The organism is Myroides sp. 1354 (genome assembly GCF_030324495.1).
Classification (GTDB): Bacteria; Bacteroidota; Bacteroidia; order Flavobacteriales; family Flavobacteriaceae; genus Flavobacterium.
The window spans coordinates 85132-108714 of the sequence record NZ_JACAGN010000005.1; the positions used below are offsets into that span (position 1 = coordinate 85132).

Here is a 23583-nt window from a genome sequence, read left to right on the forward strand (position 1 = left end):
TTACAAAATGAAAGAAAGCAACAAGAATGATTTGTCTTTTGATTTTGATTTTTTAGATAAGCTGGTAGTTGGAATAGGGGAAGTTTCTCAAATTACAGGTATTCCAACGCGTCAAATTAGATATTGGGAAGAGAAAGGTATCGTGACAAGTTTAACCGAGGAGGAAGGAAAAAACAGAAAATATAATTACGAGAATATCAAAAAAATGCTGTTGATTAAGGAACTAATGGAGGAGGGGTATACGTTAGATGCTTCTGCAGATAAAGTTAAGAAGCGCATGGAGATGATAGAAGATACTTTAACCAAGCTTAAAAATCACAAGTCATAGAAGAATGATATAGTGTGTTATTACATGATAAGAGTTTAATCAACGGAACCAAAGCTAAAATATACAGCAGTTACTAAGATTGCTACGGCAATAAGGCTTACCACAAAAACTCCAAGTGGATTACCCAATTGATACATGGCTACTCCCACAGCAGCTGTCGCTATAACCATGATTGCGGTAAATGCGCCTTGTTTTACTTAATCTTCTTTTTGGAAAAATAACCACCAAGTACAAAAGTAGGTAAAACAAGTTGGATGCCAAATAAACTAAAAGTTACGGCTTTAGCTCCAGTTTGATAGGAGTTTATTATAATGTGTTTAGAAAATCCTTTTTCTGTAAAATCCTCCAGAAATGTTAGAATAACAAACAAGAAAAACACAAATGCATGGGCGAGTAAATAATGGGCAATTCCCAATAGCCAAGGTTCTTTAATTTTATTGAAAAGGTAGAGGCCCGCTAAAAAAGTACTCAATAGTGGAATGGAGTACATTACATTTGATAGGGTATGTGGCAGTTTAACCCCATAAATAAAATACAAGAACAAGAAAATAGCTATCCAAGCATAGAAGGTGGAATAAAGCGCATATTTTAGTGATTGTTTAGTCATAATTGCAAAAAGAGATTATTTTTTGGTTGTAGTAAAATTAGAGATAATTAGTTTAAACGAGCTAAAAACAATTTATAGATAACTATCTGAAATTTTATATGGAATTCTACTGCCACTCAATCTTCGATTAAGCTTTGTAATTGTGCATGATCAAATCCATAAACATACGAAAACAAATGGTTTGTTTTTCTTGTAAAGCTTTACTTTTGTTTAAGAATACAAACCATAAAGTAATGGAATCTAATGCAGCTTAACAATGAGAACAATAAAATTTATAGATAGCGCTTATCCGAAAGAACATCAAATCGAAGAGTTTATTTGGTCCGGTAGATTGGATGAATCGGGAAAATTGTGGTTTGACCTTCATCTTAAAACACAAGATTATTATCGAAGTGAGGGAGAGGAATATAGTGAGGAAGAGGAGGAGGAACTAGAGGAAGATACCCCTTATACGAGTATGGTGGAATGGCAATCAAAAAGTGTTTGGGATAACTACCATCAATGTATCTTATCGTCTGTATATTGGTCAGATGAAAAAGGAATTTTACTTTGTGATAAAGGGGCGTTTTTTAGTTTTGATACGCTACAAAAGAAAGCATTTCTACTGGATGCACTTCCCTTGTCAGACGATACAATAGAAAGTGATTTAGCCTTTGGAATTTATTTGTTAGGACACGATTTATCTGCCAATCATCGACTTGTATTTACTGCTCATGATCAGGGGAATTGGGAGATAAAGTGGGAAGGAAATATCGCGTTAGCTTATGGAGGGTTTTATGAGTATATACACGAGTTTCAAGCTCATATTTCAGATGCTACTTTTGATGGTTTTTACTTTCCGACTTCTTGGAGTATAGAAGAAGCAACAACTAGATTCAAAGAAGTATTAGCGGACTTTGAAAACTACGAATTCGTAGATCGAAATCCAAAGAGTAATAAACGCGAATATAAGTTGATGGTGTTAAAAAATTAAAGATTTTTCTTAACTTAGATGATGACAATCAAAAAATAAGTAGGTATGGGAATATTCGACTTCTTTAAGAAAAAAAGCAAAATTGTTCAGGTAGAAACGGAGAAGGAGGTAATGACCAATCCTTCAATTGAAGAAATAGAGGTTCATACACCTCCAAATGAAATCACGGCAGTTGAAGAATCAATAGAGCCTTATGTAAATGAAGCAACACAAATGGAGACAGCGTCAATGAAAGAGGAATCTATTGTTGTAGTGTCTGATGATCACGGTGTTCATGGAGATAATTTCGGAGGGCTAATAGGCTTTAGTAATTTAGAGCAAGAGGAAGGCCGTGAATGGATTAATGAAGGAGTAGGATTAGCGTATGACCAAATATCAAGGATAGAGAACGATGAATTTAGGATAGCAGAAGCTAGTTTTGAAGAAGGAGGTAAGGTGAAAATGCGTGCGGTTATTTTTAAAGATGGACCTTATAAAGGAGAAATTCTATCTGCATTTCCTTATGTTGAAACGGATTATAGTTTACCATTTAAGACAAAACGTATTACGGAATGGTCGCATGCAGACTTTAAAGAGGCAGAAATTGAAGGCGGGGGAAGGGATACTTTTGAACTTTCTTTTTATGCTACGGATTATGCGGTAAATGAAGAAAGATACAAATCAGAGCAACAGCTGAATATTAAACTTTCAGCTGTGGGACTTGTGCTAGACAAAAGTGATTTGACAGCCATTGAAGGTGTTCCATTTAGTCCTGATTTCTGTAGTTTTATGCCTAATAAAGAGGTGCCAAGTCCATCTTATTACGATTTTATAGGGGTGCTCAACTCATTTAAAAAATGTAAGATTAAAGAGGGAAATTATGGATATCTCATGCAGGTGAAATTGATAAATAAAGAAGATGATCCTAATTTCTTTACTATTGATTTGTTTATCAATGAAGCCAATATGCGATTCACAGATGTAAAACCTGGAATGAAGATTACAGGAGCCTTTTGGCTACAAGGAGAAATTGCTTAGTAAGAATTTCGCATGTTGAAGTATACTTATAAAAAGGGTTCGGTTTTTAATTAAAAACCGAACCCTTTTTATTTAAGAAACAGTATAAAAGAAAGGGAGGCTTATTTAATTCTTTTAAAATAAAATAGAATCATTTGGATGATGATTAGAGGATGAAATGCCCAATACGTTGGTTTAATCATGTGAATAATATCGAGTTGCATTTTTCTCGCGAATGGAGTTAAAGCGGCAATACGTGCAAATTTTTTACTATACCATTGTTTAAAAGTTATAAAAGGGGTGCGTCTTCCGATAATTTCAGGAAAACGCAGGTCTTCTGTTTTGGCCATATCCCATGAAAACTGTACGATTTTGGTAAAAGAGGACTGAATATAATGCGTGGGATAGCGACCTTTTATCCAACCGGAAATCGTCGATTGGATAAGTTCTGCTTGTATGGCGCAAAGTGTCATTCCTTGTCCATAAAATGGATTGGTTGTACATAAGGCAGCTCCTATAACAAGTAAACCGTCCGGAAATTTAGCTAACTTTTCGAAATGCCTCCATTCAGCATAGGGTAGTCGATAGCGAACAATATCATCAAGAGGTTCGAGGTCTTTGATTCGATCATAAATATTCGAAACAGGTAATATGGTACGCGTATAATTCAAAAAATCCTCTGATTCTGGTTTTGGAAATTGATTAAACCATCCGCCAACTGACACCATCCAACGGTCATTTTCGATGGGAAGCATTAAACCTAAAGCTTTTTCTTTTGGCGGTGTGGACCACACAACGATGGTGCGTTCTGTGCTTTGTGGATCTCGTTTGTATAAGCGGGTAACATACCCCAGATTCGTCTTTATTTTTTCTTTATACACTTCTCCTAACCCAGCCGATTTTAATAAATTAGGCGTTTGTGAACCCAAACCACGGGCATCAACAACTAAGTTTCCATGGAGACAAGTTATACCTGTAAGCGTGTGTATCTTCACTCCAACCACTGTGGTTTCCTCTTTCTCATTGACTGAAAATATAAAATCCTCAACGGAAGATTGAGACTGGATCCTGATTTTTGTATTTTGTCGAATGCGTCTTCGAATACAATTATCCAACAAGCGACGACTAAAAAAATGAGATTCAAAATTCATGTCACACCGTTTTTTCCACAATCCATATTGAAACCATTCAATATCTTGACCTAAATTGACGTTTACTGCTCCTTCCGCTTTTAAATCATGCATTAAATTAGGGAAAATACGCTCCATAATTTTTTCTCCCTTTTGTAAAAGTACGTGAATGTGTCTTTCTTGGGGAACACTTTTTCTAGGATGTACTTCATCTTCAAAGTCTCCTTTTTCCAATAGGGTAACCTTGTCAAAGTAGGGGGATAAAACTTCAGCCGCTAAACAGCCTGCAATACTTCCTCCAATGATAATGGCATGATTGTTTTTCTTTTTATGCCCCTTCGTTTTTTCTTTACTATCTTCCATAATAATGCGATACTAAGTGAATGCTATTGGATTGAAGGAACCCATACCGGAATACCAGGAGTAGGGCCAACGGTGAGCGGTGTGCCAATAATTTCATCTGTACTAGGATCAAAAGTGATGATTTGTCCATTTCCCGTAATGCCAAAACCAACCCAAGCCGTTCCTAAAATTGCTCCTCCAATAGGTGTTTTTAAAAAGGAAAGACTGGCTCCCATATCACTGATATACCCTCTCTTTCCATCTCCACTAAAGGTGATACCCGTGGCTGATCCTGCTGTTTCAATTGTCTTACTAATTTGATCTGTATCTACATCAAGAACTAAAATACCTGAATCCCCTAATAAGGAAACATACAGTTTTTTACCATCTGGCGAAAGGATTGAGGTAAAGGCCCAAGGGTCGTCCGTTTTATGAGAGAGTTCTCCACTAGTTGGAATGGTTTTCAACAGTTTCCATTGATCAACATCAATGACTCCAATCGCATTTACTGCGTCTACGTAGAGTTTTTTGTTATCCTGAGTAAAAGTAAACCAGGCCGGTAAAGTACCTCCAACGTATATAGGTTCTTTAATGACCTCTCCTGTCAGCTTGTCGTAAACACCTAAGTAACCCGTGCCAAAACCAATGTATAAATGATCTCCTGGACCACTCATACAAGCTACTGGTACGTCGTGAAAGGTTAAAGAACGGACAATTTCGTCTGTTTGAGTATTAATTACCTCCACCGTGTAATTTCCTTCAGAGACATAGATCTCTTCTCCGTCATTGGAAATGAATATACCCAAGGGAACATGACTTACTAAAATAGAGCGAACGGTGTTTTCTACTCGATTGATAACAGAAACAGTAGGGGGAATTAACCCAAAATTATCACTGTAAATTTTAGAACCATCAGGAGTGGCAATTAATACAGAAGGCCGACTCCCTAAGGGCAAGATTGGAATATCATCCAAGGGAATATGTCTTGTGATTGTTGACGTAGTCGTGTCAATCACAACAACGCGGTTTAAATGAGCTTCTGGTACATACAATTCTCCTATTGGACCAAGTGCCTCAAGATTGTTTTTGTTGTTCTTCATATTTGAAATTTTTATTTGAATTTTTAATTAAATAAGCGTAGCGGAGGAGCATTATTTTAAAAAGGACCACCACCAAAGAATAGAAGGAATAGAGGTTGGAGGAGTAATCGGCGTTTCTATTGTAGTTGAAAATGAAATAGCAAGATTGTCTTCACCTGGTAATTTATATCGGTCATTTGTATAACCGAAAATTAAATTTCCTGAAATAATATCTTCAAGTCCTTGGAAGTATAAAGCCATTTTATCGCCCGTATGTGGATATTTTTTGCGCAAGCCCTGATAACACAATAAACACTGATTTCTCAATTCGATGGTGTTTTTTATAGCTTCTTCTTCAGACTGATCAGGATTGATTAGTTTAAACACACTAATAATATTCGTAAAAGGTAAATTAGATAACAATTCTTTTTTGTAGGAATAAATATCGTTGTCCAATACTAAGACGAATAGGATGCATTTGGTCATGGCTTGCAGTATCGGATTGGCTTGTTCCTCTATAGTTAGGTATGTATTGTTTACACATTGAGCCATTGCATTGGCCATGTACATCCCACCATTGGCTGTTCGCATAGCACAAAAAAGATTGAGGTCCGGTGTATGTCCACTGTTTCTCAATGTGCTTTCCCAGCATAATCCTGAGATAAAATGCCCCAAAGTAGTCATAAGATGATGAATTTGAGCGGGAGTAGCCCAATGATGCATTCTGGTTTTTAAATCAACCAATGCTTGGGTCATAGGAGAATTGGGTAACAATTCAAAATCAACGGGATTGGTACAGATGGATTCCTCACAGGTGTATTTTAGTGCATACAAGAAGGCTGTTAATTGAGAAAGATCACTACTAACCGTTCCCTTTTCAATAAAATCGTCCAAAATACAATTCCAAGAAGCAAAATCAATTAAATCCTGAATTTGATTTGGCTGAATATTGGGATAACAATTTACGATATACATAGCTCCAACGCTTGCTATGCCTTTTGCGTAGGTAGGATGTTCTACGAGTTTGTATTTTGCTAACCAATTGATATTTTGTTCAATGTAGTTTGAAAGATTTAGAACAGGCGTTTTTGCTCTAACAAAAGGATTAAAAATGGGTGGATACATAAGGTTTATTTTAAATTATACGTTTTTTTAATAATGAAAAAGGAGTGTTCTTATTTTTAAAATAAATGAAACAAATACATCTATTTGCCTAGAAAAATAGGGTATTTAATAACTAATATTGAGGGGAGAAATTTGTTCTTTTCACAACGATTGGTAGTTGAAAACAATCGTCTTTGTAGAACTAGTATATTGAAAAAGTCCAATCCAAGTTTGTAGATGGATTATACTTCTTGAGTTATCTATTGATTTGAGAAGCAAATGTCAAATCACAAGAAATAGAGGTATGTCATTTACCACTTTTTGAAAATATAGTGATGAAAGCTATTTCTCAATACAAACTAATCTTTTGTTTAGCTTACAATTAGTTCGAGCAAGTATTTATTACTCCATGAGGATATTGTGACATTTTTTTGAATACCTATTTCAAAAGGAGAAATAAAATATAATTGCTAATATATTGAATAATATTGTTTTTGACAATGTTATTTTTGATTATTTTTAATTTAATTGTAGGTATTTGTGTTAAATTGGTGTATCATTTTATTTTTTTCGAGATGTAAAATCGTAAAACGTGGATTTTGTAAAGGGATCGGTTATCATTTATCAGTTATGATAGATTTTACTGAAATAAAGAATTACCTCCTTTAATTGAAACTTGACCACGCTCAACAACCAAAAAAATCGTAATAATTCCCTAACAATTCAATAACCTTAAATTCTAGGTGTAAAATCAATTATTTCACTCCTTTACTAAACCAAACGCCTGATTAGTTTTGAGTGAACAAGAAATAAATAAACACCGATGTATTCAGTATCTCACGAAAGAATATACTGAAGAAGAACGAATCACTTTTGAAATAGATTTGCTTTTTGATGAAGAGTTAAAAAGCATGTATGACACCTACTGTTTGTTGTGGAAGTCCTATCCTACCAATGGCGAAATTTGGCAAAAGGCCAAAGGTCAATCTCAACAACACATGCAAAAGAAAAGACTTTTTAGCACGCGATATTTCCAAATAGCTTGTACAATTTTGGTGTTGATTAGCAGTTTTATGGCAACCTATGTATTATTTCAATCTGCTGTAGATCCACTTCACGCTGAATATCGCATATATACCAATTTACCAGGTGTGCGCAAAAAAATCACTTTAGAAGATGGTAGTATGGTCGTATTCAATGGAAAAGCGCGTTTGCAATATACCCAAAATGATTCTATCCGCTTGGCTTGGTTAGAAGGGGAAGCTTTTTTTGATGTTGTAAAAAATGTACACAAGAAATTCGTGGTGAGACACGAAGATTTAGAGATTGAAGTAGTAGGTACACAATTTAGTGTAAATACTCTGGGACAAGAGAAAAAAGTAGCTCTATTATCAGGAAAAGTACTCGCTAAATTGGGTAATGGTGAACAGCTCTATCTTAAACCCAATGAACAATTGCTGTGGAATACCAGCTTGGGAGAAGTCCAGCGATTCAAAACCAATGTTGAACAACAAATGAGTTGGCGCAATGAAAGGTTGGTATTTGACAATATTCCTTTAGGCCAAGCTTTAGTGCAAATCAATCAATTTTACGGAGTCACTTTTGTCATTCAGGATTCTCTTTTAGCTCAAAAGCGAATCACAGGTGTATTTGATCAAACAACCCTAGACGAATTCATTCAGGCTTTAGCTTTTATAGCAAATTGTACCATCACCTTAAACAATACCAATTATTTAATCGAACCTTATGCCCAATATCCTCTATCAAAAAAGCAGCCCTAAACCAGAAGATGATCTGGTGTTGTTTCAAGAAATAGCTCAGGGAAATAGACTCGCTTTTGAACAGTTTTATGTCAAGTATTACCAGTATTTATGCCGTTTTGCATTGAGTTATGAAAAAGACGTATACCTCGTTGAAGAAAAAATATCGGACGTTTTTTACTATATCTGGCAAAAGAAAGAAGCATTAAGCAAGATTGAAAATCCCAAGGTTTATGTCTTTACCATGACAAAGAATATGCTGTTTCAACAGAAAAAAATCACGCGAAAAACCATGTTGGATTTAGAGTTTGAAACGGTCGAGCACAAGCATTATGTGACGACGATCGAAGATGATATTATTCAATCAGAACAAGAAGCAGATCTACGACAAGCTCTTTTGAAGATTATCGATAAGATACCACCTAAATCAAGGCGCATTTTTGAGATGAGTCGTATCGATGGACTGAAATACCAACAGATTGCCGACATCTTAGATTTATCTGTGAAAACTATTGAAAGTCATATGCACATTGCATTAAAGACAATAGCCCTGACATTAACCCAAACAAATAAAACTAAATAACAACACCATGATGAAAAAAAGCGTTTTACTAGCTACCTTAACCTTTGCTAGTATTGCCACACAAGCCTCCGCCTTATCTGCCGTCCCAAACGAGCAAATACAGGGGCAAGTAAAGAAAACGACGAAACTAAAACTAACCCAAAATCAAGCCACGTTAAAACAAGTATTCGAACAAGTAGAGGCACAAACTCAACAACATTTTGTTTATATGACGGGGGATATTCCTGTAAGTAAGACGTATGAATTTGTTGCAGAATACGATTCACTGGATAGTTTACTACGCCATATTGCTACTAAGGCGGATGTGTCTTTTCAAACTCAAGGCAATCAGATATTGGTCAAATCCAATGCAACAGTGCAAGAGCGAATCTTAGAATTTAAAGGAAAAGTCGTAGATCAAGATGGACTTCCTATTATTGGAGCAAATGTGCGTGATAAAGACAATGAGTTTATTGCAGTAACTGATATAGAGGGGCAATTTACACTTACAGTAACCAAAGCGCCTATTACGCTTTCGTTTTCCTTTATGGGCTATAAGACCAAAGACCTGAGTTTTACAAAAAATAACCTCAATCTTTTGGTGAAATTAGAAGAAGACAATCAAATGTTGAGTGAGATTGTCGTTACAGGACAAGGAGCTGATGTACAGAAAAAACGTTTAGCGAACAATGTAACTGTAATCAAAGCCAGTGAATTAGAGAAAATTCCCGCTCAACGCGTAGATCAATTACTGGCAACGAAGTTACCCAATGCTCAGATTAATTTGACGGGAGGTCAAGCGGGATCTACTTCTTTGATTCGCTCTCGAGGGGTGAATTCAGCTTTTTTGAGTAGTACACCAATTATCTATATTGATGGGGTGCGCTTAGATAACAATAATACACGTGCAGCTCTAGGTGGAAGTGCACAAGGAGCTTCAATGAGTTCGATCGCCGATATTCCCATGGATAATATTGAAAAAATTGAATTCATCAATGGAGGTGCTGCGACTACTTTATATGGATCAGATGCCGCTAATGGGGTGATTCAAATCTTTACAAAAAAGAGAGGAATGCCAGGAACCTACGTTAATGTATATACCGAAATGGGAGTGGAAACACCTACTACGGATTTCTTGTATTTTGATCGTACGAAAGACCTATTGTTTGAAAATGGATTCTATCAAAAATATCGCTTAAACCTCAATGGAGAATCAGACAGTGGTTTTGGTTATAATTTCTCAACGAGTTATCAAAATTCATCTGGTGTACAAATTCACAAACAAAACGAAAATCAAAAGTTTGATTTAAGTTCTGGTTTTCACGCCAAACTCTCGGAAAAAATTACTTATGAAAGTTCCTTTCTCTATGTGCACAATGCCTATAAGCGCAATAGAAACGGAAATCAAGGGGGATATACAGGCTTGTGGTTTGCAGAAGATGGAGCATCTAAAATTACTGGACCCGGTTTTAAAAATCGCCTAGATGAACTTACAGCTGATGAATTTGCAGCGATGAAAGCTTTTGTCGATAATGCAGAGCGCTTACAAGACAATAATATTACAGTAAACCGCTTTACTACTTCTCAACAATTCAAATACAATCCCTTGGATAATCTATCGTTTAAATTGGTAGGAGGATTGGATTATCGCATTCAAGATCAGGAAAATATAGAAACAAATGAGTATTTAACTGCCACCAAAGGACAGTTGATTAAAGATCAAGGAAGTATTCAAAAGATACAGCGTAAGTATTTGGGGCTAACCGTAGAGTTCAACGGACAACACAACATCAACCTAGGTGATTTCTCCTTTATTACTACTGTTGGAGGTCAATTGTTTAGAAACTCAGATAATCAAACGATGATTGAAGGACGCAACATCCGAGATGGAGCATATTCTATTTCCGAAGCGGCAATTCGCACCAGTGATGAATACATCAGTGAAGTCCTGAATTATGGATTTTACCTTTCTGAAAATGTAGGCTATAAGGACAAATTGTTTTTGGATTTAGGAGTGCGTGGAGATCGAAATCCCTCATTTGGAAAGAATATTGGAGTACAATATTATCCTAAAGTAGGGGTATCCTATATGATGTCGCAAGAAAGTTGGTTTGCCAATCAAGTAGTTAATGCTTTGCGATTGCGTGGAAGTTATGGTGTTGCAGGTAATTTACCTCCTGCTTATGCCAACGAAAAAACGGTTTCTTTTGATGGTTACTTAGGTGAACAAGCGACGCGTTTTAGTCAACCAGGAAATGATGATTTACGCCCTGAGAAAACGCATACCTGGGAAACAGGAGTAGATGCTTCCTTTTGGAACAATCGCTTAACACTTTCTGTAGGATACTATTATTCAAAAACGAAAGATGCCTTGTTTTATGTACCACCAGCACCATCTAGTGGATATACGAAAAGTCAACTTTACAATATTGGAGAAATTGAGAATAAAGGATTTGAGATGAATTTTGCGTTGGAAGTTGTGTCTGCACAAGATTGGAATGTAACCTTAACAGGATCGGTAAATACCTTAAAAAACAAAGTGCTGAGCACAGGTGGAGCACCAGCGTTTAATATTAATGGATTCAGTTCGAGAACGTTGCAAACCGTAGTAGAAGAAGGAAAACCTGTTGGATTTATTCGCGGAAACTACGGAGTAATAGGAGAGGATGGAACCCTGAAAGAAACAATTCCACAAGCTTACTTAGGAAGCACAATTCCAGAAGTATTTGGTAATATTGGATTGAATCTCCGCTATAAAAACTGGAGTCTATTTGCCAATGCTAACTATCAAACAGGAGGATATGCAGCGAATTGGGATGCTCAGTTTAGATATAATTACGGAGCATCGGATGATTTTGTGCCCAAAGAAGAAATTGAGAAAAATGGTAGAACTAACTGGTTGAACCTCACCAATCGCTTTGTGGAAAAAACCGATTACCTCAAAATTAGAACGATTGGTTTATCGTATTATCTAAGACCATCAAACCCTAGTTTATATCAATCGATCACCTTTGGATTTACCGTGGCTAATCCATTCAATTTTACTGCTTCTTCTTTTGATCCTGAAGCAACAATTAGTGGAGCAGCTCAAGGACAAGGAGGGGCTTCAACAGGGGGGATTGCATATGCAACTTACTCTGCACCAAGACAATTTTTAGGATCTATTAAAATTAATTTCTAAGTCGACCATCATGAAAAAAATAAGTATTGCTTTAAGTTTCGTTTTTACCTTAGCCTTAACAACGGTGAGTTGTGTGGATAATCCATATGTAACAGAAGACAGTTATTTAAATAAACCCAATGCAGGTCATAGTTGGGTGATTGGCTTACAAAAACAGTTGGCATTGACCACTAACATTATCGTAATTAATGCAGAAATTACTTCAGACAATTATTTCAATAATTACACCCAATACTCCAAAGTATTTGATCAACCGCAAATTGATTATTTTGATCCAGATGTCAATAACCTACAAGCGAGTATTCAAGCCCTACGTGAAATGGCTACTTACGGTTTAGAAGTGGTGTTACCCAAAGATCCAACCTTGACGGAAGCAGACATTGCTTTTATGAATTTCTGTAAAGGATATGCTCATTTGTTAGGAGGAGAGCTGTTTATTGGTTTACCTGAATCAAATTTAGGAAAAGTCATTACAGCAGAAGAAATGTTAAAAAGAGCAGTAGATCACTTTGCAAAAGCGTATGCCTTGGAAACCAAAGCAGAAATAAAAAATGCATATGCCTTGTTTATTGCTCGGGCTTATTACCGTTTGGGAAACAAAACGGAGGCACAACAATATGCGACAAAGGCTATTACTACACCCAATTTGTTGTATAATATTCAGTTTGACGGGAAAAATAGTGTACCCAATGAAATGCAAAATGCAACCTATGACGCTTTGCCAAATCGCTTGGCTCCCTTACCGCGTTTAGATTACCTCGACCCAAAGTTTTTCTCTGTAGGAACACCTCAAAATGATCAGAAATCACTGGCATTAGCCAAAGGAGAAGAAGCTTATTTAATATTGGCTGAAATTGCTTTAGCTACACAAGATCTTGCAGGAAGTAAACACTACCTCAATCAATTGTTGGATGTGGTAGCTGCTAGACCTACAGAATTAGTTGACGATAAAAGAGAAACGCGAAATGGAGGTATTCGTTCAGATTATCCACTAAGAGAAGTGAAGGTGCGCTTTGATGCTTCTTCGCCAGAAAGAGAAGGGTATGTTGTAGATCGCCAAAAAGGAAAAGTATTGGTGAGTAAGATATCAGGAACAAAGGTGACAAAAGCAGATATTGAAGGGATCACTTCCGCTGATGAATTGTTGTATACGATTTACTTATTGCGTCAGGAAATCTTTATTAGCGAAGGGCGTCGTTTGAGCGATTTGGGAATTAAATACCCTATTTCTCAAATTGAAGCAGGGAATAATTCAAACGTTTCTGCTGCTTACACTAAGGCGTTGATTCCCGATTTTATTCCCACTAAGGCAGGGATGGATGATTTTACAACCAATCCAACAACGGGAACAGTAACCATGAAATACGATATGAATAAGGTGTTAGTAACGCATAAGAATAGCCCTTATATTATGCCTTTATTTAAATAAGAAAATGGATATGAAAAGAATAATTTTAACATTAAGTCTTAGCTGTATCGTGGGATGTACAAGTTGGGCACAACAAATAAAACACGTTATCTTGGTGAGTATTGATGGTTTTCGTCCAGAATTCTATCAAGAAGAACAATGGGGAACGCCTAACTTAAAACAAATGGCTAAGGAAGGAGTCTCAGCCAATGGAGTACGCACAATCTTCCCTTCCGTAACTTACCCTTCTCATACTACGTTGTCTACCGCTACCTTACCGCACAAACATGGGGTGTATTATAATACAACCGTAGGCGAAAATGGACAACCTGGCGAGTGGATTTACGATAGCAAAGACATTCAAGTGCCGACGATATGGGAAAAAGCAAAAGAAAAAGGTTTAACAACCGCTTCGGTTTCTTGGCCCATTACCTTACACAATGCGTTTATTGATTATAATTTACCCGAAATATGGGATTTTGATCGCCCAATGGATCGCATTACCCCAACCAAATTGTATGCGAATCCAAAGGGATTATTTGATGAGGTTATGGCGCAAGCTTTGGGGCAAATTCACTACAATCAGCTAAATTTAAGTAGCCTAGCAATGGATGAGAATTTAGGACGCAGTGCGGCTTACCTCATCAAAACGTATAAGCCCAATTTGTTGACCCTCCATTTGCCCAATACAGATGGCGCTCAACATAGCGAGGGAAGAGAAGGAAAGGAAGTAGCCCGTGCAATTGCAGGAGCAGATAAAGCCCTTGGAAATATATGGGATGCTGTAACTCAAGCAGGATTGGCAGAGCAAACCTTGTTAATTGTAACGGGAGATCACGGCTTTGTCTCGACGGATTTTAGTATTGCACCCAATATTTGGTTAAAAGAAGCCGGACTATTAGACCGTGCTTTTTTCTTCTCTACAGGAGGAAGTACGGTATTACAAGTCAAGAATCCAAAAGATCAAAAGATTGTAGAGGAAGTAACAAAAGTAATTCGCCAACTACCGGAGCGCTATCAAGCAATGTTTGAACTGATTGACCAATCCATGATTCGAGCTAGAGGGGGAGAAACCAAAGCGAAACTAGCCCTATCAGGAAAACTGGGGTATGCTTTTTCCAATCAAACTACTGGTGAAGTAATCACCACTAGTAAAGGAGGGAAGCATGGATATTATCCCAATTTCCACGAGATTTATACTGGATTTGTTGCTTATGGTAAAGGACTAAAAGCAGGATTAGTTGTAGATCAATTAAACCTAGAAGATATTCCCGTAATCATCAGTACAGTGTTGGGCTTTAATATGGAAGAAGCAGAGGGCGTTTACCTTCCTCTTTTTGACTCAAAAAAATAAAGTAATCATTTATATTTAACGGAAAAGGAGTGAAGGGATAATCTTCACTCTTTTTTTTTGACATAAGCTACTTCGTTTTATTTTAAATAAGCTTTGATAAAAACTCTTGTGGGAAATAGGTAGAGGAATCATGAAAATGATGGTTATGATTTATTGTATAAGTTAGTAATTTTGAGTGATTTATGTTTTGGATGTGTAAGCATTAAATAGCTTTTTCATAGCAGTTAAACACTCCTTTTCGAAACTGAACAGTTCCCACATGAATATATCCTTTTTTGAGGTATACGGCATTGGCTGTATTGTTTAAAGCATAGGCATCAAAGCGAATGGAAGCATAGGCTTTGGCTTTGGCATACGTTTCTGCGAATTGTATCATTTGACTGGAGATGCCTTTTCCCTGAGCAGCGGGTTGAACAAAAAGCCGATGGATTACAAGGAAGGGAGTAGAAGTACTCCATTTTAAAGCTTCGTATTCGATGTCATAAGCTTCGTTTAATACCATATAGGCCAATATCGCTTCGTTTTCAGTATAGACATAGGCTTGTTGATTCTGTAAGTCCATTTGGATCGTTTCTGCATTGGGATAATGTTCATCCCATTGGTCAATTCCATTAGAGAACATCATTTGTTTAACCTGATTCAATACAGTTATCACTTGATCAATATCAGAAGAAACTAAAGGACGTATTGTAGATTTTTCCATTTTTTAGAGTGACAGCATTTAAAAGGCAAAGATAGGGAAATGGAAAAAGAAGGGTTTTTATTTATGACGTATGGCTGTAAAAGAAGTTGGAAATAAAGAAAAACTAATGTAAATAGAGTAGAACATTATTAATGTTTTGTAAAATTATATTGTGCACAATATAATTAATTTACCTTTGTATAACGATTTTATATTTTAATCAAATGAAAGACTCACTAGAACTTGAAAATCAGATTTGTTTTCCCATCTATGCACTTGCTAAGGAAATAATCAGTCAGTATCGACCTCATTTAGACCTTTTGGATATTACTTATCCCCAATATTTAGTATTAATGGTACTGTGGAAGGAAAAGGAGCAGACAGTTGGTCAATTAGGTGAGAAGGTATTTTTAGATAGTGGTACACTGACCCCTTTATTAAAGCGAATGGAGCAAAAGGGGATGATCATGAGAATCAGAGGAACGGAAGATGAGCGTGTGGTCAAATTGTCATTGACAGAAAAGGGAAAGGCTTTAAAAGAAAGGGCAAAAGATATTCCTCAAAAACTAATGGAATCTATGCAAGTTTCGGAAGCTGAATTGCTAGAGTTAAAAGCGGTTGTAACAAAAATTTTAAATAAACAAAAATGAAAAAATTGTATGAAATAGGGGCTACAGCTACTGGAGGTAGAAGTGGTCGAGTAAAAAGTGAGAATGACGTTCTAGATCTTGAAGTTCGTATGCCTAAAGCATTAGGAGGAAGTAATGATAACTATGCCAATCCAGAAATGCTTTTTGCAGCTGGATATTCGGCTTGTTTTGATAGTGCCTTAAATTTAGTGATCAAAAAAAAGAAGATTCAAACTGGAGTAACAACAGTTCGTGCGAATGTAAGTATAGGTCAGTTAGATAATGAAGGGTTTGGACTTGCGGTACAGTTACATGCAAATATACCTGGAGTTACAATCGAACAAGCGAAAGAATTGATAGAAAGCGCACACCAAGTTTGCCCTTATTCTAACGCAACTCGTGGTAACATAGAAGTAGAGTTAACGGTGTCAACCAATTAGGCAGGTGATACAATTAATAGCCATCGTTCTAACTATCTTGGTGATTATAGAACATAGTTATATTGTGTGGATGGAGATTTTCGCATGGGAAACAGCAGGCAAAAAAGTATTTGGAAAATCTCTGCCTCACGAGCTTTTTAAACCAACAAAGGGCCTTGCCGCAAATCAAGGATTATATAATAGTTTTTTAGTTGCGGGTTTACTTTGGTCCTTTGTCATTACAGATCCGATTTGGAGTTTTAATATTCGCATATTCTTTTTGAGCTGTGTTGCAGCTGCTGGGATTTTTGCTGGAATAACGGCCTCTAAAAAGATATTTTTTATTCAGGGACTACCTGCTGTTTTAGCCCTATTGTGTTTACTAATTTCAAAATAATAAATTCATGTCATTAATAGAAAATTTGAACTGGAGACATGCCGTAAAGGCCTATGACTCGAACAAAAAAGTAAGTGAAGAACAGTTAAATAAAATTATTGAAGCGGCCAGATTGGCACCAACTTCTTCTGGACTTCAACCTTTTAAATTATTGGTTGTAAAAGATCAAGCAATAAAAGAGAAATTAGCAGAAGGGGCTTTAAACCCCGAATGTATGAGAGATTGTTCTCATGTCTTGATTTTTGCAGCATGGGATAAATACACCGCAGAGAGAATTGATTCGGTTTACGATTTTACAACCGATCAAAGAGAATTGCCAAGAGGGCGATTTGATAGTTATACCACCAAGTTAAAAGAAATTTATTTAAATCAACCAAGTGAAATGAATTTTGCGCATGCAGCTCGTCAGACTTATATTGCGTTGGGACTAGCTTTAGCACAAGCAGCAGAATTAAGAGTAGATTCAACTCCTGCGGAAGGATTTAGTAATGAAGTGGTAGATCGAGTATTAAATTTACAGCAATATGGTTTGAAAAGTGTCTCTCTCATGTATATTGGTTATGCAGATGCTGAAAACGACTGGATTGCACCGATGAAAAAGGTGAGAGTACCAAAAGAAGAGTTTGTATTGGAATTTTAAAAATGATAATGCAAATTAATAAAACAGGCCATAGGATTAGATCGCATGGCCTGTTTTTTTTTGTGAATATAAATTCATCCGCTTGAATTATTTTTTCTTTTTTCTCTTTCTTGATTTATTGTACCAAATAACAAATCCAGTGAGCGGTAAAGAAGCACAAATTAGGGAGCCTATAAAGGCTGTGATTTTAGTAGGATAACCCCAGATTGTTCCTACATGCAAGTCGTATTTTAACGAATTAACTTTACTTCCTAAAGCAAGGGTTTGATAGGTATGATCTTTTAAGGAAGTGATTTGTCCTGTAACTTTATCAAAAAAGAGCCATTGGAATTTACTTGTTTTGTCTTGTTCGAGTCTTACTTGTAAATTGTGTGCTGTACTCTCTTTATCTCCAATTCTCAAAGATATCATATCGGCTGACGGATAGGTTTGAAGGACGTAGTATAAAGCATTATCTAATGTACTTGGAAGTATTTGATGAACAGTATCATAAACAACGGGTTCCATAAGTTGAAATTTCTTTTCATCTACCTTATTTAAAGTTTTTTCTAACTGTGTACTAAACGCTGGAAACGCAAAGAGAATACCTGTGAAACCAATGATAAGAGCGAGTAAAAAACTATACATCCCCAGTAGATTGTGTAAGTCATAATTTAATCGCTTCCAATGAACTGAAAAATCAAATGCAAAGCTGCGTTTAAGTGTTTTTCCCTTCCATTTTTTGGGCCACCATAAATAGATTCCCGTTAGGCAAATGATTAGGAATAAAACCGTGCTACCTCCAACAAACCAACCCCCATATTTACTACCTAACCAAAGGTTGCGATGGAGCTGTAATACCTGATAAAAGAATTCGTATTGGGTATCTTCTACCTGTTGTACTTCCCCCGTATAAGGATTTATAAAGACTCTCTTGTAGTATAGGATTTCCTGATGAATGCCAAAAGCTTCTTTGGTGGTTTTTAAAGAGCGAAATACCCAAGTTCTATTTTTAGCAGGATAAATATCCACGCGATTAATAGGATATTCCATTCCTACTGCTTGTTGGGCTAGGTATTCAATTTCTGAATAAGGTAAGGGAGACTGACGGTATTCTACCTCCTTTGTATTGAGATAATAATGATTGGGGTAAATGATTTTTTTTAGATCATCGTGAAAAACATAGATAGCCCCTGTTAAACTGACAATAATCACTATAATCCCCGTAAGTAATCCCAGCCATTTATGTAACCCTAAAAGAAATTTCTTCATGGATTAAAAGTTATACTGAATACTTAGGTTGGCTTGCATTCCATTTCCTCTAACATAATCTGCATCTAGAGCACGGTATTGACTGACAACTGGATAGTATGTCTTATTGAATAAATTTTCTATACCAATATTCGCTTTCCAAGCTTTGTTAATTGTATAGGTAGTCGCTAAGTTAAATAGATGGACATCTTTTACTGCTCCTTCGCTGTTTTTGTATTTCCCCTTTTCATTTGCATCAAAGCGATCTCTACTTCCTGAAAACAACCAATAAAGTTGAATACTCCACTTGTCTGTTGGGGTATAGTAAACGAACCCCGTTGCTTTTGGAGGTGAAATACGCCCGCCATTTAGGTACACTTTACTTCCGTCGTCAAATGTGGCTTTTCCTTCTACATAGGCATAAGAACCTCCAACTGTCCATTGGGGAGATAGGGTCGCTTCTCCTGTAATTTCAAAACCTTGCACACGTTCAGGTTCGCGTTGAGCAACTAAATACCCATTGACATCAACTAAATTAGCACCTAGTTTAGATGTGCTGATGTAATAGGCTCCTGTAAAGTTGAAAATAGAGAATCGACTCGAAAAACCTATTTCATAATTATTTGTAATAATTGGTTCTGTTTCCAGTTGATCTAATGTACTCTCAGTAGCTCTTCTTAAAATTCGACCTAATTCATTGATTGCAAATCCTTGTGAAAAACTAACAAAAGGATTAAAGGAGTTGTACTTATTATAGCGAATCCCTACATTAAATAAAGTAGTTTTATATGGGATTTTTCCGCCTTGTACAAAAATACTTCCTTGGTTATCAGGACCTGATGCGATGGTGTGAAAATCATTCACTTTAACCGAAGCATTTTCATATCTAACACCTGTTTTAAGGATAAGATAATCTAGTATGTCTATCTTAAATTGTGCATAAGGGGCTATGTTAACCATATTCATAGTTGGAATATACACCCTTCCATCTGTTAAATCTTGATCTGTTTTGTCGTTTAATACATCAATTCCATACGTAACTTCCACAGGTCTATTCATTACAATAAAAGGGGTATTTAAATTAAAGCGAATTCCCTTTTTATTAGAGTTGATTCTAGTTTGGCCAGGACCATACCAAGCAGTTCCATTTTCCACATAGCGATTCATGGAACGAAAAGAATTTAGATAGAGAGATACATCCAACTGAGAATCTGAAAATAGATTATTGTGACTATATCCAAGCATGATGTTGTGATTATAAGGAGTTCCTGCGTCTTCTCCAGGATCCACTCCAGCGATGCCTATCGTTGGCTCACTGTTATATTTTCCCACCTTGCTAATATATCGAGCGTGTTGTGTACTAGAATATCCATTGTAAAAGGCGCGAATCGCAGAATTTTCATTGAGGTTATACGTGATTTGGGCGAACAGATTCTTTTGATAAGTATTGGATAAACCATCTGTTTGTCCGAGAATTAATCCTTCACCATCGCGTTGAACACCTGTATAATCTAATGAAGCACCTGCTATATAATTCCAGTTTTTATACGTTCCTCCAAAAGATTGTGATGCTTTATATCCCAATGTACCACTGCTGTTAGCTGGATTAAAAGAAGTTCCTAAAACGGTTGTTCCACCCAATCGTTTTTCGCCTTTATTTTTTTTGGTGATATAATTGATGATGCCTCCTGTAGAACCATTACCATAAATAGCCGTAGCTCCTTTGATGACTTCAACTCTTTCAATGGCAAAGGGTGCTATGGATCGAATATCTCTCGCTCCATTCATTAGTGGGGTAGATTGTGGTATACCGTCAATGAGAACAAGTAAAGGCCTTCCTCTTAAGGTCTGACCCGAGGAAGTCCCTTTGTTGGTGGCACTTCCTAAACCAGGAACGAGATTACTTAAGATCATGGATACATCGGTGGTTAGTCCCATTTGTTTTTCCATTTCTACTTGATTGATAATCGTCACAGAAGATGGAATTGTCGCAATATTTTCCGCACGTCGGCCCGCAGTGATGACAATTTCATTTAAAGCATGTTCAGCTGCTTGCAATTGTACGGGTAAAATGGACTTTACTTCTGATTTTAACACTGTTAGAATTTGCTCTTGGTAGCCATTTGCCGTAACTAATAAAGTAGCATCTTGATAGGAAGTCCAGTCCAAAACCAATTCCCCACTAGCATTAGTTGCCCCTTTATTTTCTCCGTTAATCGAAATTGACGCTTGATAAACAGCTTGTAAGTCTTGATTTGTAACTTTAATAACTACGTGTTGAGCCAACAAAGTAGTTGTTGAAAAAATAAAAATAAGCCCCAAAAAAAGGGCTCTTAACTTCACACTTTTTATTGATGATAGCATAAAAATACAGTGTTTTTATTTAGAATAAATCTGTTTTAATTCACGCAAATGTAAATATATTTTAGAATTATTCTAATTAAGGAATTGTGTTTTTTTATAAAAATTTAGCTAGATCAGATCAACTGTTAGTCCTGACTCATTGAATGTATGAATTAGGGAGGAATTTTATTTTTTTTGTAAAGATAAACCAACCAAGCATTCCTACTTGTCTTAAAGCTTATTGTGTTTTTAATCTGATTTTTTCAATGTACTTAAATTATTTAGAACTGTATTGAAACGGGATAAGGCTATTACTCTACAAGGCAAAGGACAAAAAAAGGACGAACGTCATTGATGGAATAATCTGTTCAAACCTTGGATGGCGCGATTCAATTCGATAATTTTGCATCCTTTTAAAATGAAGTACTATGAAATTGAGATTTTTGGCATTTTTGCTAACAATAATGACGTTCATCAGTTGTGATGATGCATTTAAACGACAAGATTTTTATTTATCTAACCCAACAACAAAGGAAATAAAAGTGGGTATTGATGACAAAACCTATGTAGTAGCTCCTAATAGCTATGAAATCCTTAAACTAGATACAGGTGAGCACAAATTGACGTATAACGATCAGCAAACAGCTTTTAATGTATTCTATAGTAATTCGGGAGGTATTATTAATCCAACTTTAGAGCCACATTATATTTATTCTATGGTATATGCCACAGAAGGCAATTTTGACAAATTTGGGGCTACGATGAGAGAAGTGTGGATTGACGGCGTTAGTTATGAAGATAACATCAAATCAACCAATGCGCTTTTCATCGATAACAATTTCTACAGATGTACGTATTTTCTTGGAGAAGAATACCCCGAAGAGCAAATTACGTATGACAAAAAAGCCGTTGGAAATTTCTTTAATAAATTCTTTACAAAGGCAGAATTTATTGCCTTTTACGATGCTATTTTGGTGGAAGAAGAAAAGGGATTTCACCAAGCAAACCAAATGGCTGATGGAGAAAACACAATTACAGAATCTAATGTGGTTGAATTAGTGTTGCCCGATGTAGATCAGGCGGATGTAATTGCCTCGTACAAAAAAGAAATGGAGTTGGTGGAAGAGTACAAAAACTCAACTGATGCAGCAAGACAAAAAGCAATTCACAAAGAATTGTTTGATTTAGCGATGAGTCGATCAAAATTAGATATTAATTACAGCAAATTGTCAACGGCACAAAATCAATCCATGAACGATTTCGTTCACGCAAGTGGAAGAATTTCTGGAGCAGGAATTATTCAGCTGTAAACCTTACCTCAACCAGTTGGTTGAAGGAGATTCAATTAAAAATAACAAAAAGAGCATGCTGGTTAAACAGCATGCTCTTTTTTGTAAATATGAAGAAGAATCATTCGTTTAGTTTTCCCTCTATTAATTCGTCAATGTGCGCAGTAAACCCTTCAATTTTATCTATTAACCTTCCTTGTGTATCAAATAAGTAAAAAGTGGGAGTAGCATATACGTTATACTGCATATAATTGCTAAATGTTCGAGTAGGATCCCATATAGAAATCCAAGGACTCGCCGCTTTGTTAGAGAAATTTACAACATCATCTACTTCATCATCCATATAGAAAACTACAATATTGAGTTGATTTCCTAGTTTTTTGTGCATCTTTTCCAGAAGAGGAATTGTGTTTTCACACCAATGGCAATACAAACTAGAGAAGATTAACAGTACGGGTTTACCGTTAAAGGTCTTTGCAAATTCAAATTCGCGTTTGTCAACGTCAAAAGCATTGAAATTAATAAAAGCATTTCCTGGTTCTAAATCAAGCGTTTGAAGATAATTTTGAATAGAAAGTACTGCAGGAGTAAATTTTAAATTAGGTTTAATTTGATTGAATAAAACTTCAATTTCTTCTTTTTTAAAGCTTTTTTTAGCCATATCAAAGAGTTTTATCCCAAAAGGGGTGTTAATATGCGTAGTAATAAACTGTTGCATAAGTTCATTAATAGCGTCTTTTGGTTTGTTTTTTATACTTTGCATATAGTGATATCGATCGGTATCATAACTAGATCCAACAGCTTGAATATCATAGGGAAAGTCGTCCTTTGAGGCGTGAATGGTCAATTTTTCATTGCCGATATATAAGGGGGCTTGGAGAATTAAATCGCCGTCTTTCACGCGTAAAAGCACATCATTAGGCCCTGGAGGAAGTTGACCACGTAAGGAAAATACCTGGTTTTTTACTGCACAACTGTCAAGTACTTGATCTTGATAGTATATGAATACCCTAGCTTTTTTAGATAGTTGGGTGAATTGACCTGTTATTTCAAATCCTTCTTGTGCTTGTAAAAGATTGCATAAGAGGAATACAAGAAAGAAAAAATAGCTTTTCATTTTAACATCAGGG

At 36.1% G+C, this 23583-nt stretch carries 22 protein-coding genes; 13 read left to right on the forward strand and 9 right to left on the reverse strand.

Annotated features, from left to right (window positions below):
- The first annotated feature begins 7 nt into the window (after positions 1-7).
- Positions 8-328, forward strand: coding sequence for a MerR family transcriptional regulator (locus HX004_RS07235; protein WP_286441716.1), 321 nt, complete (start codon positions 8-10; stop codon positions 326-328).
- A gap of 35 nt (positions 329-363) precedes the next feature.
- Here the strand turns inward: HX004_RS07235 and HX004_RS07240 are convergent, their stop codons facing one another.
- Both HX004_RS07240 and HX004_RS07245 read right to left on the reverse strand, forming a co-directional pair.
- On the reverse strand, positions 364-498 hold the full coding sequence (locus HX004_RS07240; protein ID WP_286441717.1) for a hypothetical protein: 135 nt from the start codon (positions 496-498) through the stop codon (positions 364-366).
- A gap of 23 nt (positions 499-521) precedes the next feature.
- On the reverse strand, positions 522-935 hold the full coding sequence (locus tag HX004_RS07245) for a hypothetical protein (protein ID WP_286441719.1): 414 nt from the start codon (positions 933-935) through the stop codon (positions 522-524).
- Between the two features lie 256 nt (positions 936-1191).
- On the opposite strand from HX004_RS07245, the gene HX004_RS07250 reads away from it, so the two are divergent.
- Together HX004_RS07250 and HX004_RS07255 are read left to right on the forward strand one after the other, a co-directional pair.
- Complete coding sequence (locus HX004_RS07250; protein ID WP_286441721.1) at positions 1192-1908, forward strand: hypothetical protein; 717 nt, start codon at positions 1192-1194, stop codon at positions 1906-1908.
- Between the two features lie 45 nt (positions 1909-1953).
- On the forward strand, positions 1954-2925 hold the full coding sequence (locus HX004_RS07255; RefSeq protein WP_286441722.1) for a hypothetical protein: 972 nt from the start codon (positions 1954-1956) through the stop codon (positions 2923-2925).
- Between the two features lie 101 nt (positions 2926-3026).
- Here HX004_RS07255 and HX004_RS07260 read toward each other — a convergent pair whose 3' ends face one another.
- Genes HX004_RS07260 through HX004_RS07270 form a run of 3 tightly spaced genes read right to left on the reverse strand, consistent with a single transcriptional unit; the run spans position 3027 to position 6580 of the window.
- Positions 3027-4397, reverse strand: a complete 1371-nt coding sequence (locus HX004_RS07260) for an NAD(P)/FAD-dependent oxidoreductase (protein ID WP_286441724.1) — start codon at positions 4395-4397, stop codon at positions 3027-3029.
- 23 nt (positions 4398-4420) lie between these two features.
- Complete coding sequence (locus HX004_RS07265; RefSeq protein WP_286441725.1) at positions 4421-5476, reverse strand: YncE family protein; 1056 nt, start codon at positions 5474-5476, stop codon at positions 4421-4423.
- Between the two features lie 51 nt (positions 5477-5527).
- Positions 5528-6580, reverse strand: coding sequence for a terpene synthase family protein (locus HX004_RS07270; RefSeq protein ID WP_286441726.1), 1053 nt, complete (start codon positions 6578-6580; stop codon positions 5528-5530).
- 773 nt (positions 6581-7353) lie between these two features.
- Between HX004_RS07270 and HX004_RS07275 the strand changes: the two genes are divergently transcribed.
- The 5 genes from HX004_RS07275 to HX004_RS07295 are packed head-to-tail and all read left to right on the forward strand — an operon-like array spanning position 7354 to position 14824.
- Positions 7354-8340 carry a FecR family protein gene (locus HX004_RS07275; RefSeq protein WP_286441728.1) on the forward strand — a complete coding sequence of 329 codons (987 nt, stop codon included), beginning with the start codon at positions 7354-7356 and terminating at the stop codon, positions 8338-8340.
- Positions 8306-8902 carry an RNA polymerase sigma factor gene (locus HX004_RS07280; protein ID WP_286441730.1) on the forward strand — a complete coding sequence of 199 codons (597 nt, stop codon included), beginning with the start codon at positions 8306-8308 and terminating at the stop codon, positions 8900-8902. Before HX004_RS07275 ends, HX004_RS07280 begins: the two co-directional genes overlap by 35 nt.
- Before the next feature lie 7 nt (positions 8903-8909).
- Entirely contained in the window at positions 8910-12062 is a 3153-nt protein-coding gene (locus tag HX004_RS07285; RefSeq protein ID WP_286441731.1) for a TonB-dependent receptor domain-containing protein, read from the forward strand.
- Between the two features lie 10 nt (positions 12063-12072).
- Entirely contained in the window at positions 12073-13491 is a 1419-nt protein-coding gene (locus HX004_RS07290) for a RagB/SusD family nutrient uptake outer membrane protein (protein WP_286441733.1), read from the forward strand.
- Between the two features lie 10 nt (positions 13492-13501).
- Positions 13502-14824 (forward strand): alkaline phosphatase family protein, encoded by a 1323-nt coding sequence (locus tag HX004_RS07295; protein WP_286441735.1) that lies wholly within the window; start codon positions 13502-13504, stop codon positions 14822-14824.
- Positions 14825-15026: 202 nt separating this feature from the next.
- Here HX004_RS07295 and HX004_RS07300 read toward each other — a convergent pair whose 3' ends face one another.
- A complete protein-coding gene (locus HX004_RS07300) occupies positions 15027-15527 on the reverse strand; it encodes a GNAT family N-acetyltransferase (RefSeq protein WP_286441736.1) in 501 nt (166 codons plus the stop codon).
- A 203-nt stretch (positions 15528-15730) separates the two neighbouring features.
- Here HX004_RS07300 and HX004_RS07305 point away from each other — a divergent pair, with 203 nt between their 5' ends.
- From HX004_RS07305 to HX004_RS07320, 4 genes are read left to right on the forward strand one after another with little or no spacing between them, the layout of a single operon-like run.
- Positions 15731-16156 carry a MarR family winged helix-turn-helix transcriptional regulator gene (locus tag HX004_RS07305; RefSeq protein ID WP_286441738.1) on the forward strand — a complete coding sequence of 142 codons (426 nt, stop codon included), beginning with the start codon at positions 15731-15733 and terminating at the stop codon, positions 16154-16156.
- Positions 16153-16575 (forward strand): organic hydroperoxide resistance protein, encoded by a 423-nt coding sequence (locus HX004_RS07310; protein WP_286441739.1) that lies wholly within the window; start codon positions 16153-16155, stop codon positions 16573-16575. The genes HX004_RS07305 and HX004_RS07310 overlap by 4 nt, the downstream gene beginning before the upstream one ends.
- 7 nt (positions 16576-16582) lie before the next feature.
- The gene (locus tag HX004_RS07315; RefSeq protein ID WP_286441911.1) at positions 16583-16951 is read left to right on the forward strand and encodes a DUF1304 domain-containing protein; all 369 of its coding nucleotides are present in this window, start codon (positions 16583-16585) and stop codon (positions 16949-16951) included.
- 7 nt (positions 16952-16958) lie between these two features.
- Positions 16959-17591, forward strand: coding sequence for a nitroreductase family protein (locus HX004_RS07320; RefSeq protein ID WP_286441740.1), 633 nt, complete (start codon positions 16959-16961; stop codon positions 17589-17591).
- Positions 17592-17678: 87 nt separating this feature from the next.
- On the opposite strand, the gene HX004_RS07325 is transcribed toward HX004_RS07320, so the two are convergent.
- Both HX004_RS07325 and HX004_RS07330 read right to left on the reverse strand, forming a co-directional pair.
- Positions 17679-18842 carry a PepSY-associated TM helix domain-containing protein gene (locus tag HX004_RS07325; protein ID WP_286441742.1) on the reverse strand — a complete coding sequence of 388 codons (1164 nt, stop codon included), beginning with the start codon at positions 18840-18842 and terminating at the stop codon, positions 17679-17681.
- Positions 18843-18845: 3 nt separating this feature from the next.
- Positions 18846-21185, reverse strand: coding sequence for a TonB-dependent receptor (locus tag HX004_RS07330; protein WP_286441744.1), 2340 nt, complete (start codon positions 21183-21185; stop codon positions 18846-18848).
- 407 nt (positions 21186-21592) lie between these two features.
- Here HX004_RS07330 and HX004_RS07335 point away from each other — a divergent pair, with 407 nt between their 5' ends.
- Positions 21593-22474 (forward strand): hypothetical protein, encoded by an 882-nt coding sequence (locus tag HX004_RS07335; protein WP_286441746.1) that lies wholly within the window; start codon positions 21593-21595, stop codon positions 22472-22474.
- 100 nt (positions 22475-22574) lie between these two features.
- Here the strand turns inward: HX004_RS07335 and HX004_RS07340 are convergent, their stop codons facing one another.
- Complete coding sequence (locus HX004_RS07340; RefSeq protein WP_286441747.1) at positions 22575-23570, reverse strand: TlpA disulfide reductase family protein; 996 nt, start codon at positions 23568-23570, stop codon at positions 22575-22577.
- Positions 23571-23583: the final 13 nt, after the last annotated feature.